This window comes from Pararhizobium sp. LjRoot238 (assembly GCF_964252955.1).
Classification (GTDB): domain Bacteria; phylum Pseudomonadota; class Alphaproteobacteria; order Rhizobiales; family Rhizobiaceae; genus Pararhizobium.
This window is the reverse complement of the sequence record NZ_CAXUPP020000002.1, coordinates 374,360-387,698: the sequence shown is the minus strand read 5'-3', so window position 1 is coordinate 387,698 and position 13,339 is coordinate 374,360. Positions and strand designations below refer to the sequence as shown.

Below are 13,339 nucleotides of genomic sequence, written 5' to 3'. Positions count from 1 at the left end.
TCCTTTTCTTCGTTCATTCAACCCATTGAATTTATTTGCTCGCCGTGTCTATGTTTGCGATATTTCGAACAACAGAAACGGATGTCCATGTCAGTCGATATCGGCGGCCGCCTCCGGCACCTGCGGATGATGCGCAATCTGTCCCAGCGCGAGCTGGCAAAACGGGCGGGCGTGACCAACTCGACGATCTCGCTGATCGAATCGAATTCGTCCAATCCATCGGTTGGCGCGCTGAAGCGGATTCTCGACGGCATTCCGATCGGTTTGGCTGAGTTTTTCGCTTTCGAACCGGAGCGGCCTCGCAAGGCCTTCTACCGCTCCGATGAGCTCACCGAGATCGGCAAGGGACCGATCTCCTACCGGCAGATCGGCGACAATCTCTTCGGACGCAGCCTGCAGATCCTCAAGGAGTGTTACCAGCCGGGGTCCGACACGGGAAAGGTTCCGCTCGTTCATGAGGGCGAGGAAGGCGGGATCGTCCTGTCGGGACGCCTGGAGGTGACGGTGGATGACGAGCGGCGCAATCTTGGACCGGGCGACGCCTATTATTTCGAAAGCCGGCGGCCGCACCGGTTCCGCTGCGTGGGACCGGTCGCATGCGAAGTGATCAGCGCCTGCACGCCACCGACGTTCTGACACGTCTGCCTTGCACGACGACGTGTTTAAGGTCCGTTGACCAATGTCAGAATAAGCTGGTGGATAATGCCGCCATTGCTGAGTTCGACGCGGTCGAAGTCCCGGCTTTGCTGCCTTTGAGCCTGTGAGAGCGCGCCGAGGCGCTTGGTCATTTCGGTCTTGATCTTGCGGCAATTGGGGTCGCCGGGAGACGACAGACCCACTGTGGCAGTCTCGATCTTCTTCACCATGTCCTTGATTTGATCGCCGTGAACCAGTTCGTGCTTGTGCACCCCGGTGATGAAGGTCTCCCAGCCCTGCCTGGTGAAGGCTGGCAGCTGCTCTGCCGGTTTGGGCAAGGTGTAGGTGATGATGAGCTTCGGTCGCGCCGAAACGAGTACGCAGGCATCACCTTGCGCCTCATATTTCCTGGTCCAGGTCAGCTTGAAATTGGTGTGCGCGATGGCGCGGACCAAGCCGCCAACCTTGGGTCCCCGTTCCCCGATCGAGGCATAGAGCTCCGCGCCTGTTTTCCCGGCGATGGCGTAGGGCTGCACCTTTTCGACGGCCTGCCATTCCGCAAACGCATCCACCGGCAGGAATGCTATACAGCCCGCCAGCAAACATAATCGGACATCCAGCTTCACGCGAACCCCTCACAAGACCGTCGCTTCCTCGGCAACATGACTAAAGGAGACGAACACGGCGTTCAATCGGGCACATGCCGATCGTCGCCGGGTGTTCGGTGCCGCGCGCTATCGGGTTTCGACCGTCAGGTGGGTCAGTTCATGCACTGACGTGAGGCGCGAACGCACGGTCTCGCCATCGACCGGACCCGTCACGCTGACAATAGCGGCATGCGCCCCGGGCCCCACTCGCCAGATATGCAAGTCGGTGATGCGGGCGTCGCCCTTACGCTCAACATGCCCGCGCACTTCGGCTTCGAGATGCGCGTCGGTCGTATCGAGCAGAACCGCCGCCGTTTGCCGGATCAGCGACCATGACCAGGTGGCGATGACGATGGCCCCGGCGATGCCCATCACCGGATCAAGCCAGACCCAACCGAGATAGCGGCCGCTGAGCAATGCGGCGATCGCCAGCACCGAGGTCAAGGCGTCGGCGATGACATGGACGAACGCCGCGCGCATGTTGTTGTCATGATGGTGTGCGCCATGGCTATGGTCGTGGCCGTGGTGATGATCGTGACCGGCATGCTGATGGCCATGCGTGTGTCCGCCGCTCAGCAGCAGCGCGCTGACGATGTTGACCAGCAAGCCGATGACAGCGACCACGGTTGCCTCCGTAAAGGCAACGGGACGCGGATCCAGCAGCCGCTCCATGGACTCGACGGCGATGCCGATCGCGATGACGCCGAGAATGAGCGCCGACGCAAAGCCAGCGAGGTCACCCACCTTGCCAGTGCCGAAACTGAAGCGGCGGTCTCGGGCATGCCGCTTGGCGAAGCCATAGGCCCAAGCCGCGATGGCAAGGGCGCCAGCATGCGTTGCCATATGAAAGCCGTCCGCCAGGAGCGCCATTGAATTGAAGATCGAGCCGGCGACGATCTCGCCGACCATCATCACCGCCGTCAGCGCCACGACCCAAAGAGTCCGCCGCGCATTCGCGTCATGGGAATCGCCCAGATAGCTATGCTCGTGTGTGTAAAGGTCGATGTTGCCGTGTCCGATCATAGCCTGCCTGCCTTATTTTGCGTAGCGGCGGATCACCGCGATGAGTTCTTCCGCGCCTTTCGCACGGGCCGCGTCGTCGAGCTCAGGATGGGCGACGTGCTCGAGCAAATGGTCCTCGATGATCTCGTCCATCAGCCCGTTGATCGCCCCGCGTGCGGCGGCGACTTGCTGCAGGACCACCGCGCACCCTGTCTCGGCTTCAAGCGCCCGCTCGATTGCGGCCACCTGACCGGCGATGCGCCGGACCCTGGCGACGAGTTGGTCCTTGTTGGTTTTCGTATGGCTCATACTATACTCCTATAGGGTATTTTGGCTGCCCGGGCAAGACGCCAAAAGCCGGGAGCGGCCGCGCCGCGTGATTACCGTGGCCGTTTGTCTCACATTCATTGCAGTTGAAATGTTACGGCCGTTACAGTAAAATGACCTCATGGTTACACTCACCTGGCTTCTCCTCACCTATAAGGTGCCGCCCGAACCGGCCGCCAAACGCATCGCGTTGTGGCGCCGGCTGAAGGGCCTCGGCGCCGTCTACCTGCAGAACGGTGTCTGCCTGCTGCCAAAGAGCGAGGATCACGTTCGGCGGCTCAAGATGCTGGAAAACGACATCGGCGAAATGGGCGGAGAAGCCGTCATCCTGGAGACGGTGGCACTCGATCGCGTGCAGGAGGAAAAGGTCGTCGCCCGTTTCAAGGCCGATCGCGACGAGCAGTATCGCGAGTTCCTTGGGCGCTGCATGGATTTCGAGGCGGAGATTGCCAAGGAGATCGCCATCAACAAGTTCACCTATGCCGAACTCGAAGAGGAAGACATCGACCTCCGGAAACTTCAGGGGTGGCTGGAGAAGATCCGCAAGCTCGATTTTTACGGAGCCGCCCTGGCTGAAGACGCAGCGGCTCGGTTGCGAGGCTGCGAAGAATTGCTCGATGCCTACGCCCGCCGGGTCTTCGATGCCCACGACGAAAACAGATGATAGGAATCATCGGAGGCAACTGAGTGACGATCAATATCTCGGAACCGCAGAACGGCCGGAGGTCCATTCCGGCGGGGATTTGGGCGCTGGGCTTCGTATCGATGCTGATGGATACCTCTTCGGAGATGATCCACGCCCTGCTGCCGGTCTATATGGTGGCGGTGCTTGGAACGTCGGCGCTCGCCGTGGGTATCATTGAGGGGATCGCGGAGGCGACCGCTTCGATCACCAAAGTGTTTTCGGGGGCACTCAGCGACTGGCTCGGCAAGCGCAAGTTCCTCGCTGTCGTCGGCTACGGTCTCGCCGCCATCACTAAGCCGATCTTTCCGCTCGCGCCGACGGTCGGATGGCTTGTTGCCGCGCGCTTCATCGATCGGGTTGGCAAGGGCATTCGCGGCGCCCCGCGCGATGCTCTCGTCGCCGACATCGCTCCTCCGCATCTGCGCGGCGCGAGTTTCGGCTTGCGCCAGTCGCTCGACACGATCGGCGCCTTTCTCGGGCCGCTTCTTGCCATCGGCCTGATGTGGTTGACGGCAGATCACTTCCAGGCGGTGTTCTGGGTTGCCGTCATCCCGGCGTTTCTGGCTGTTGCGCTGCTTATCGTGGCGGTCAAAGAGCCAAAGCGGGCGGAAGGATTGCGCCGCGTCCGCATGCCGTTGCACCGCGACGAACTCGGCCGTCTCGGCGCGAGCTATTGGTGGGTCGTCGTTATCGCCACCGTGTTCACCCTCGCGCGTTTCAGTGAGGCCTTCCTTGTGCTGCGTGCTCAGTCGGACGGCCTGCCGTTCATGCTCATTCCAGCCATCCTCGTCGTGATGAACATCGCCTATGCGCTATCGGCCTATCCGGCGGGGGTATTGTCCGACCGCGTGAACCGGGTCGCGATGCTGGCGATCGGTCTTCTCCTGCTCATTGCGGCAGACCTGCTGCTCGCGCTTGTGCCCGGCATCGCCGGCCTGATCGCCGGTGTCGTGTTCTGGGGGCTGCATATGGGGTTCACGCAGGGCCTGTTTGCGACCCTGGTTGCCGACGCCGCGCCGCCGGAACTCCGCGGGACGGGCTTCGGCATGTTCAACCTCGTCACCGGTGTCGCGTTGCTGCTCGCAAGCATCATCGCTGGCATCCTGTGGGACATGGTGGGGCCGCAGGGCACATTCCTGGTTGGCGCCGCTTTCGCTCTTCTCGCCCTGATGGGGCTGGCGCTCCTTCGCACCCGGCTAGGCAATGTTCCGGGATAGCCTCGGCGCCCGTCGACCGGCCGCTGTCACCGGTGCGCGCCTACATCTCGTCGAGCATGTCGAGTACCGGACAAACGGGTGTCGCGGTGCCGGAACATTGGTCGACCGTCGCCGTCAAGATGCTTTCCAGCCGGCGAAGGTCGGCGATCCGGGCACGAACCACCTCCAGATGGTGCATCGTCAGCGCGCGAACCTCCGCACAGGACCGGTGTCCGGGCTCCGCCAGGGCCAGCAAGGTCTTGATGTCCTCAATCGTGAAACCGAGCTCCCGCGCTCGCCGAATGAAGGACAGCCGGAGCACATGTTCGTCGCCGTAGCTCCGGTAGCCGCCAGTGGTTCGCCCCGGTTCGGGCATCAGGCCGATACGCTCGTAGTAGCGCACCGTCTCCAGATGGACTCCCGCCGCTTCCGCCAGTTTGCCGATCGTCAGGCCTTGCATGATTTCCTCATTTTTTCCTCTTGAGCCCGTAGCCGCTACAGGGTTCAGGATACAGGCAACTTGGGAGGAAAACACGCGTGCCGTCAACCGAATCCGCCACAATATCGAAGGGCGCGAATAGTCCGATGCCCGGCGCGCTCAGCAGGACAAATGCCGCCGCTGTTGTCGGCGGCCTATTCGGCCTTGGGGCCCTTGCCGCCTCGTCCTGCTGCGCCGTTCCGCTGATGCTTGCGTCCCTTGGCGCTGGGACGAGCTTCTTCGGAGTTCTTGCAAGCATGGCAGCCTGGAGGCTGCCCCTCCTCGTTGTGAGCGGTTTTGCGGTCGCCGCCGGGTGGTTCGTTTGGTGGCGCGCGCGCTGCGAAACCGGATCGACTTGCGCGACAAGGCGCAGGCCAAGAAAGCCATTCATCCTACTGCTAGCATCGGTGATTGTCTTGGTCGCGGCCGGCTGGGGCTCGCTCGAACCTCTTCTGCTCCAGTTGGTTCAGCCGGCATGACCCAGTTCGTCTCCATTCTGACCTGCCCGCACTGTGGTCACCAATCCAGCGAAGTCATGCCCCGCGATGCCTGCCAGTTCTTTTATGAATGCAAGGGATGTGGCGCGATGCTTCGGCCGAAACCTGGGGATTGCTGTGTCTTCTGTTCCTATGGCGATGTTCCCTGCCCGCCGATCCAGGAAGCGCACGAAGGGAGATGCTCGCCCTCCTGCTGCTAGATAGCTGATGCGCGTTTGACGATGTCCGCGGAATAGCCAGCCCGGCCGTGGCTCCCGGCTCATCCGACGTCGAGACAGGCAATGAACCAGTTAGTTGTTTTGGCTTTCAGGCTGAGTTTTCAAATAGCTTATGACGGCCTCGGCGATCAGCGTCTTGTGCCGCTGCGCCGTTTCGGGCTCGGAGAGATCGCGACGGAAGATCGTTCCGAACGTGTAGCGGTTCGATACGCGGAAGAAACAGAAGGCGCTGATCAGCATGTGGATGTCGATCGGGTCCGCATTGCGGCGGAACACGCCCTGCGCGACACCGCGATCAAGAATCCCGGCGATCGTCTCGATGACGGAGACGTTGAGATCGCGGATCGCCTCGGAGCGCAGCATATGCGCGGCATGGTGGATGTTTTCAATGCTGACCAGGCGGACGAAATCCGGGTTTGCCTCGTCATGGTCGAACGTGGTGGATACCAGCGTTCTTAGCGCTTCCTCCGGCTCCAGGCTGGATAGCTTCAGGTCCTCTTCGAGCGTGCGGATCTTTCGGTAAGAACGCTCAAGGACGGCGAGATAGAGCGCCTCCTTGCTGTCGAAGTAATAGTAGATCATCCGCTTGGACGTGCGGGTTTTCTCGGCAATGGCATCCACGCGTGCGCCGGCAAGGCCATGGGTGGCGAACTCCTCCGTGGCAACGATCAGGATATCTTCCTTCGTTCGCTGTGGATCGTTTTTGCGTCCGTTTTCTGATCGCACCGTCATTCCCTGCCGCTTCTCCCCCGCTACGTTCCTGATTTTCAACGCGAACGGCAAAAAAGCCAGCGCGCCGCACGACGGTTCCGCTCCGCGTCCTGGGGATAGTCTTATTGAGCTTGCCGACGTCTTTCAAGATATAGCGCTTGACATCCGAACTAGTTAGTACATTTTAGAAGGGCGCTACGAAAGCTTGGAGGAGTGATCGTCGTGCCTGCCTTGCGTGCCAACCAGTCCTGACCGACGAAGGTCATGATGAGCCGCAAGAGCGGTAAACCGCTTGGGAGGAGCGAATGGTCCGGATAATCGAATTCTGTTTCCTGGTTTTGAAGGCTGCGATTGCGCTGCTGCTCGCGGGCATGGTTGTGCTCGTCTTCGGCAATGTCATCCTGCGTTACGCCTTGAACACCGGCATCACCTATTCCGAGGAACTGTCGCGCATCTTCTTCGTCTGGCTGACCTTCCTTGGCGCCGTCGTCGCCATGCGGGAGCATGCGCATCTCGGGGTCGATTCCCTGCTCAGGCGACTGCCGCCGCGCGGCGCGAAAGCCGCTGTCCTCGCGGGCCACGCGCTCATGTTGTGGGCGACATGGCTGATGATCAGCGGAAGCTGGGCGCAGGCAGTGATCAATTTGCACGTTGCAGCACCAGCCACCGGCATTTCCATGGGTGTCTTTTATGGCGCTGGCCTCGCCTTCGGCATTCCCGCATTCCTGATCATCCTCTGGGACGCCTTTGCCGTCGCCACCGGCCGCATTGATGTCGCGACGGCAGAGTTCGTGCGTGATAGCGAAGATCAAATCGCGCTCGACGATCATGCCGCGCCGGCGCTTGCCCAGCCAATCGTGAAATCTTGAGGAGCGCACCATGACCGTCACGATCTTTCTCGGCGCCCTGCTTGGTCCCATGGCACTCGGCGTGCCGATTGCTTTCGCGCTGATCATCACCGGTGTCGCGCTGATGATGTATCTTGGCATGTTCGACGCCCAGATCGTCGCGCAGAACGTCCTGAACGGTGCGGATAGCTTCCCGCTGATGGCTGTGCCGTTCTTCCTTCTGGCCGGTGAAGTCATGAACACCGGCGGCCTGTCTCGCCGCATCGTCGATCTCGCCATGGCGATGGTCGGCCATATTCGCGGTGGTCTCGGGTTCGTGGCGATCTTCGCGGCCTGCATCCTTTCCAGCCTGTCCGGTTCGGCGGTGGCGGATGCGGCGGCACTCGGTGCATTGCTTTTCCCGATGATGCTGAAATCGGGCCATGATCCGGCGCGCACCGGTGGCTTGCTGGCCTCGGCCTCGATCATCGGCCCGATCATCCCGCCGTCGATCGGTTTTATCCTTTATGGCGTGGTCGGTGGCGTTTCGATCACCAAGTTGTTCCTGGCCGGCATTTTTCCCGGCTTGATGATTGCGGCTGCCCTCTGCGCCACCTGGATGATCGTCGCCCGCAAGGAGCAGTTCGCCTTGCCGGCAAAACAAAGCAGTGCGGTGCGGCTGAAAGCATTCCTCGACAGCATCTGGGCGCTCATGCTGCCGCTGATCATCATCATCGGGCTGAAGTTCGGGGTCTTTACCCCGACGGAAGCCGGCGTCGTCGCGGCCGTCTACTCTCTCTTTGTGTCGATGGTGATCTATCGCGAACTGCCGCCAGCCAAGCTGTTCCACGTCTTCGTGGCCGCAGCCAAGATCACCTCGGTCGTGATGTTCCTGGTTGCCTGCGCCGCCGTTTCGGCCTGGTTGATCACGGTGGCGGACGTTCCCGGCGATCTGGCAAGGCTCGTCGAGCCGCTGATGGACAACCAGACGCTGCTGCTGCTCGCAATCATGGGCCTGGTCATCCTCGTCGGCACCGCGATGGACATGACACCGACCATCCTCGTCATGACGCCCGTCCTGATGCCGATCATCAAACAGGCGGGCATCGATCCGGTCTATTTCGGCGTCCTGTTCATCATCAACAACGCGATCGGCCTGATCACGCCGCCGGTGGGTACCGTTTTGAACGTGATCTGCGGTGTTTCCAAACTCAACATGGAAGAACTGATGAAGGGGGTGATGCCCTTCCTGATCGCCGAGGTGATCGTGCTTCTACTGCTCGTCCTGTTTCCGCAACTGGTGACCGTCCCGGTCTCCTGGTTCGGACACTAATGCCTGCAAATTCAACCGGCCGATGGGAGAACCCGGCCAAATTCGGGAGGAAGACATGTTGAATAGACTGATGAAACTGGCCCTTGGCCTTGCCGTGCCCTTTGCATTGCTGACCGCCGGTCCGACGCTTGCCGAAATCCGCGAGCACCAGCTCAAATTCGCCGCCGCCAACAACAAGGGCCACCCGCAAGTGACCGGCATGGAGAAATTTGCCGAACTGGTCTCGGCGAAGAGCGGCGGCAAGATCGAGGTCAAGCTCTTCCCCGGCGGCGTGCTGGGTGGCGACGTCCAGACCGTCTCAGCGTTGCAGGGCGGCGTGATCGAGATGACGGTGCTGAACGCCGGCATTCTCGCAGGTAACGTGAAAGAGTTCGGTGCTGTCGATCTGCCCTTCCTCTTCAACAATGGCGAGGAAGCCGACAAGGTCATGGACGGCACTTTCGGCACCAGCCTGATCGAACGCCTGCCCGACACCGGCCTCGTCGGCCTTGCCTATTGGGAGCTCGGCTTCCGCAATCTCACCAACAACCGCCATCCGGTGACCAAGCTCGAGGATATCAAGGGCCTGAAGATCCGTACGATCCAGTCGCCAATCCCGATCGAGCTGTTCAACAGCCTCGGCGCCAATGCCGTGCCGCTGCCTTATACCGAGCTCTACACCGCGCTCGAAACCGGCACGGTGGACGGCCAGGAAAACCCGGCAGCGAACATTCTCAACGCCAAGTTCTATGAAGTGCAGAAGTACATGACGGTGACCCGTCACCAGTACAACCCGCAGATCGTCCTGATCAGCAAGAAGTTCTGGGACGGCCTCAACGACGAGGAAAAGGCCGTCTTCCAGTCGGCCGCCACGGAAGCTCGCGACTATCAGCGCAAGGTCTCGCGCGAACTCGACGCGAAGGCGATCGCGGACATCAAGGCGACCGGCATGGAGGTCAGCGAACTCTCGGCCGAAGAGACGCAGAAGCTGCGCGATGCGGTCAAGCCGGTAATCGACAAGTTCAGCACCGAAATCGGCGCCGATACCGTCGCCGCCCTGTTCAAGGAACTCAACACGTTGCGCGGACAGTAAGCCTGCCGCCGGCCTGCCTAATGGCGGGCCGGCACCCCCCCGATCAATGGAACCAGTTGCGATGACCGAGACACTCCTCAAACCGCTGAAGGCCGGATTGATCGGCGCCGGCATCCAGGCCTCGCTGACGCCTGCAATGCATATGCGTGAAGGCGCGGCACAGGGTCTTTCCTATGAATACGAGCTGATCGATCTCAACCAGCGCGGCGCGACGCCGGCAGACCTGCCGCAGCTGCTGCGGGAGGCGGAACTCAATGGCCTTTCCGGGCTGAACATCACCCACCCCTGCAAGCAGCTCATCATCCCTTTCCTCGATGAACTGTCGGACGAAGCCCGCGATCTCGGCGCGGTAAACACGGTCGTTCTAAAGGGAGGCCGCCGCTACGGCCACAACACCGACTGGTGGGGGTTTGCCGAAAGCTTTCGCCGCGGCCTGCCCGACGCGGATCTTTCGTCTGCCGTGCAGCTCGGTGCCGGCGGTGCGGGTGTCGCCACTGCCTATGCGATCCTCTCGCTCGGTCTCAAGTCGCTGACCGTTTTCGACCGGGAGACGGACCGCGCCGAAACGCTGGCCACGAGCATGTCCGCCCTCTTTCCGGATGCGAACGTCCGTGCTGGAGCCGATCTCGCTTACGCGATGAAAGCGGCCACCGGCCTGATCCACGCGACGCCGACGGGCATGGAGAAATACCCCGGAATGCCGCTTCCCGCCGAAATACTGGAACCCCGCCATTGGGTCGCCGAGGTCGTTTACTTTCCGCTGGAGACCGAACTCCTCGCTGAGGCCAGGCGGCTCGGCTGCAGCTCGCTCGATGGCGGCGGTATGGCGGTATTCCAGGCCGTAGGCGCCTTCCGCCTGTTTACCGGACGCGAACCAGATGCAACCCGCATGCTCTCTCATTTCAAGGCGTTGACCGCCTGAGCCCGAGACAGCCGAGGAGACCAGGATGAAGACTTCGATCGCAACCGTCTCGCTCAGCGGTGATCTGCGCGACAAGCTGGACGCCATTGCCAAAGCCGGCTTCGACGGCGTCGAGATCTTCGAGAATGATTTCCTGGTGTTTGACGAGAGCCCGCGCGATGTCGGCCGCATGGTGCGCGATTTCGGGCTGGAGATCACCCTGTTCCAGCCTTTCCGCGATTTCGAGGGCATGCCGGAGCCCCTCAGAACCCGAACCTTCGACCGGGCGGAGCGGAAATTCGACCTGATGCAGGAAATGGGCACGGACCTCGTTCTCGTCTGCTCCAACGTCTCGTCTGCCGCGATCGGCGGCCTGGACCGTGCGGCGGCGGACTTCCATGAACTCGGCGAACGGGCGGCCAAGCGCGGCTTGCGCGTCGGTTATGAGGCGCTCGCCTGGGGCCGCCACATCAACGACCATCGCGACGCCTGGGAGATCGTGCGGCGGGCCGATCACCCGAACATCGGCCTGATCCTTGACAGCTTCCACACGCTCTCGCGCAAGATCGACGTCAACTCCATCCGCTCCATCCCGAAGGAAAAGATCTTCATCATTCAGCTTGCCGATGCGCCGCTGATCGACATGGATCTGCTTTACTGGAGCCGGCATTTCCGCAACATGCCCGGCGAAGGCGACCTTCCCGTGCTCGACTTCATGAGGGCAGTGGCAGCAACCGGCTACGACGACTATCTCTCGCTCGAAATTTTCAACGACCAGTTTCGCGGTGGATCCCCCAAGGCGATCGCACTGGATGGCTATCGCTCGCTGCTCTATCTCGGTGACCAGGTACGGCGTGCCGAACCCGAAAGCCTCCTCGCCGTGCCGGACATGCCGGCGCGAGCTGCCGTCGAAGGTGTCGCCTTCATCGAGTTTGCGATCGATGAAGCGGAAGCGCCGCAACTCGAGGCGCTTATTGCGACACTCGGGTTCCGCAAGGCAGCGAAGCACAGGACCAAGAACGTCGCAGTCTTTCGCCAGGGTGGCATCAACCTCGTCGTGAACACGGAAAGCCGCGGCTTCGCCGCCTCCTCGTATCTCGTGCATGGCACGTCCGCTTATGCCATAGGCCTGCTCGTCGACGACGCGAAAGCGGCGCACAGCCGTGCCGTGGCGCTTGGCGCCGAACCTTTCGCGCAACCGCTCGACCCTGGCGAGATCGAAATGCCGGCCGTGCGCGGCGTGGGCGGCGGCATCGTCTATTTTCTCGATCGTAAAAGCGCGCTTGCCCGCATATGGGATGTCGAGTTCGAACCCGTCGCAGATACGCCAACGGTATCGCCCGCGGGCCTGGAAGCGATCGATCACGTCGCCCAGACCATGCAATATGACGAACTGCTGACGTGGCTGCTCTTCTACACGTCCCTGCTGGAGGCCCACAAGACCCCGGTTGTCGACATCATCGACCCATCGGGTATCGTGCGCAGCCAGGTCGTGGAAAATTCCAAAGGGTCGCTGCGCATCACCATGAACGGCGCCGAGAACCGCAATACCCTTGCCGGCCGCTTCATCGCCGAGACCTTCGGCTCCGGCATCCAGCACCTGGCCTTCAGGACGGACGATATCTTTGCGACGGCGGCGGCGCTTTCAGCGAACGGCTTTGTCTCTCTGGCAATCTCGCCGAATTACTACGACGATCTCGAAGCGCGGTTCGGGCTTGATCCGCAGATGAGCGAGCAGCTGAGGACGCACAATATCCTTTACGACCGTGACGAGCACGGCGAATATTTCCAGCTCTACAGCCCGACCTTCGCTGAGGGCTTCTTCTTCGAGATCGTCGAGCGCAGAGGCTATCGCGGCTATGGCGCGGCAAACGCGATCTTCCGCATCGCGGCGTTGCGCAAACATCTGAGGCCCGCGGGAATGCCGCGCACCTAGCTTAGGCTAAGGCTAGAGTCGGCCATGACTTGATCATGTGGGATGCTCGGCCGTGGGGTCGTCGATAGCGGCCTGAATCCCTGTGGCCAGCCATTGGGTATGTTTCCCGGTCGTGCGTCATTACTGCGCCTCCCAAGGGTTGATGACGTTGAGGCCGGCAGCCTGGAAGGGGCTTGTGTCTCGCGTTGCCATGGTGAAACCATGCGTGGCTGCAACAGCCGCGATGTAGGCGTCTGCCGTCCCGATGGCCTTGCCTGCAGCGCGAGCGCGGGCACGCAGCTCCGCATAGGCAGCGGCAGCGTCAGTGCCGAAAGACAAGATGCGATCCGCAAACACCGGCACAACACGCTCGTCCAGTCGCTGACGCAGGTTGTCCTTACGCTTGCCGTCCTGCATGGCGGCGATGCCGAAGCGAAGTTCTGCCAAAGTGATGGCGGACAGGTAAAGCGTTTCGACGGCCTGCGCGTCGATCCAAGCCAACACGGCCGGCTCGCCGTTGGGTTTCAAGGGCTCAGAAACCACGTTCGTATCGAGCAGTATCATTCGAAGCTCACCGGCTCGCTTGGGGTTTTGTCGCGCACCTGGTCGAAGACTACGCAATCCTCATCGGTCAGCCCAACCTCGCGGCCAATTTCGGCCAGCAAAGACCCGAGCTTGATGCGCTGTGGCGGCAGAACAATCGTTTCCAGAATGTCGCGGATTTCCGCCTCAGTGCTGCGGCCATGCGTTGCTGCGCGCACGCGAAGCGCGCGATGCACCTCGTCGGGCAGATTCCTGACGGTAACGCTTGCCATGATGACCTCCCTCCAACAAAGCTATCAACGATAGCATCGTACTATGTTTGATAGCACTGCACAAGCGCCAGTCTGAAAA

Annotated in this window: 17 protein-coding genes; 10 read left to right on the top strand and 7 right to left on the bottom strand. The window is 61.4% G+C overall.

The genetic code is table 11. The features are described from left to right. The first annotated feature begins 87 nt into the window (after positions 1–87). Positions 88–636 (top strand): cupin domain-containing protein, encoded by a 549-nt coding sequence (locus ACSQ3F_RS23030; protein WP_436102546.1) that lies wholly within the window; start codon positions 88–90, stop codon positions 634–636. A 26-nt stretch (positions 637–662) separates the two neighbouring features. On the opposite strand, the gene ACSQ3F_RS23025 is transcribed toward ACSQ3F_RS23030, so the two are convergent. From ACSQ3F_RS23025 to ACSQ3F_RS23015, 3 genes are all read right to left on the bottom strand, one after another. Beyond that, the gene (locus tag ACSQ3F_RS23025) at positions 663–1,262 is read right to left on the bottom strand and encodes a DUF922 domain-containing Zn-dependent protease (RefSeq protein ID WP_436102545.1); all 600 of its coding nucleotides are present in this window, start codon (positions 1,260–1,262) and stop codon (positions 663–665) included. A 108-nt stretch (positions 1,263–1,370) separates the two neighbouring features. Beyond that, positions 1,371–2,306 (bottom strand): CDF family Co(II)/Ni(II) efflux transporter DmeF, encoded by a 936-nt coding sequence (gene dmeF / locus ACSQ3F_RS23020; RefSeq protein ID WP_436102544.1) that lies wholly within the window; start codon positions 2,304–2,306, stop codon positions 1,371–1,373. A 12-nt stretch (positions 2,307–2,318) separates the two neighbouring features. After that, on the bottom strand, positions 2,319–2,594 hold the full coding sequence (locus tag ACSQ3F_RS23015; RefSeq protein ID WP_436102543.1) for a metal/formaldehyde-sensitive transcriptional repressor: 276 nt from the start codon (positions 2,592–2,594) through the stop codon (positions 2,319–2,321). A 139-nt stretch (positions 2,595–2,733) separates the two neighbouring features. Between ACSQ3F_RS23015 and ACSQ3F_RS23010 the strand changes: the two genes are divergently transcribed. After that, entirely contained in the window at positions 2,734–3,276 is a 543-nt protein-coding gene (locus tag ACSQ3F_RS23010; protein ID WP_436102542.1) for a Chromate resistance protein ChrB, read from the top strand. Positions 3,277–3,299: 23 nt separating this feature from the next. Further along, positions 3,300–4,514, top strand: a complete 1,215-nt coding sequence (locus tag ACSQ3F_RS23005; protein ID WP_436102541.1) for an MFS transporter — start codon at positions 3,300–3,302, stop codon at positions 4,512–4,514. A 40-nt stretch (positions 4,515–4,554) separates the two neighbouring features. On the opposite strand, the gene ACSQ3F_RS23000 is transcribed toward ACSQ3F_RS23005, so the two are convergent. Next, positions 4,555–4,953 (bottom strand): MerR family transcriptional regulator, encoded by a 399-nt coding sequence (locus ACSQ3F_RS23000; protein WP_436102540.1) that lies wholly within the window; start codon positions 4,951–4,953, stop codon positions 4,555–4,557. Positions 4,954–5,078: 125 nt separating this feature from the next. Between ACSQ3F_RS23000 and ACSQ3F_RS22995 the strand changes: the two genes are divergently transcribed. Beyond that, positions 5,079–5,450, top strand: coding sequence for a mercuric transporter MerT family protein (locus ACSQ3F_RS22995; protein WP_436102539.1), 372 nt, complete (start codon positions 5,079–5,081; stop codon positions 5,448–5,450). Continuing rightward, complete coding sequence (locus ACSQ3F_RS22990; protein ID WP_436102538.1) at positions 5,447–5,668, top strand: GDCCVxC domain-containing (seleno)protein; 222 nt, start codon at positions 5,447–5,449, stop codon at positions 5,666–5,668. Before ACSQ3F_RS22995 ends, ACSQ3F_RS22990 begins: the two co-directional genes overlap by 4 nt. 90 nt (positions 5,669–5,758) lie before the next feature. Here the strand turns inward: ACSQ3F_RS22990 and ACSQ3F_RS22985 are convergent, their stop codons facing one another. Next, positions 5,759–6,418 (bottom strand): TetR/AcrR family transcriptional regulator, encoded by a 660-nt coding sequence (locus ACSQ3F_RS22985; RefSeq protein ID WP_436102537.1) that lies wholly within the window; start codon positions 6,416–6,418, stop codon positions 5,759–5,761. Positions 6,419–6,702: 284 nt separating this feature from the next. Between ACSQ3F_RS22985 and ACSQ3F_RS22980 the strand changes: the two genes are divergently transcribed. The 5 genes from ACSQ3F_RS22980 to ACSQ3F_RS22960 all read left to right on the top strand — a co-directional run bounded on the left by ACSQ3F_RS22980 (position 6,703) and on the right by ACSQ3F_RS22960 (position 12,466). Then, positions 6,703–7,266, top strand: coding sequence for a TRAP transporter small permease (locus ACSQ3F_RS22980; protein WP_436102536.1), 564 nt, complete (start codon positions 6,703–6,705; stop codon positions 7,264–7,266). 10 nt (positions 7,267–7,276) lie between these two features. After that, positions 7,277–8,557: a TRAP transporter large permease subunit gene (locus ACSQ3F_RS22975; RefSeq protein WP_436102535.1), complete on the top strand. Its 1,281-nt coding sequence runs from the start codon at positions 7,277–7,279 to the stop codon at positions 8,555–8,557. A 55-nt stretch (positions 8,558–8,612) separates the two neighbouring features. Next, a complete protein-coding gene (locus ACSQ3F_RS22970; protein WP_436102534.1) occupies positions 8,613–9,629 on the top strand; it encodes a TRAP transporter substrate-binding protein in 1,017 nt (338 codons plus the stop codon). Positions 9,630–9,690: 61 nt separating this feature from the next. Further along, positions 9,691–10,551, top strand: a complete 861-nt coding sequence (locus tag ACSQ3F_RS22965) for a shikimate dehydrogenase (RefSeq protein WP_436102533.1) — start codon at positions 9,691–9,693, stop codon at positions 10,549–10,551. 25 nt (positions 10,552–10,576) lie between these two features. After that, a complete protein-coding gene (locus ACSQ3F_RS22960; RefSeq protein ID WP_436102532.1) occupies positions 10,577–12,466 on the top strand; it encodes a bifunctional sugar phosphate isomerase/epimerase/4-hydroxyphenylpyruvate dioxygenase family protein in 1,890 nt (629 codons plus the stop codon). A gap of 120 nt (positions 12,467–12,586) precedes the next feature. Here ACSQ3F_RS22960 and ACSQ3F_RS22955 read toward each other — a convergent pair whose 3' ends face one another. Then, positions 12,587–13,009 carry a PIN domain-containing protein gene (locus tag ACSQ3F_RS22955; RefSeq protein ID WP_436102531.1) on the bottom strand — a complete coding sequence of 141 codons (423 nt, stop codon included), beginning with the start codon at positions 13,007–13,009 and terminating at the stop codon, positions 12,587–12,589. Further along, entirely contained in the window at positions 13,006–13,260 is a 255-nt protein-coding gene (locus ACSQ3F_RS22950; RefSeq protein ID WP_436102530.1) for a FitA-like ribbon-helix-helix domain-containing protein, read from the bottom strand. The genes ACSQ3F_RS22955 and ACSQ3F_RS22950 overlap by 4 nt, the downstream gene beginning before the upstream one ends. Between the last annotated feature and the right edge of the window lie 79 nt (positions 13,261–13,339).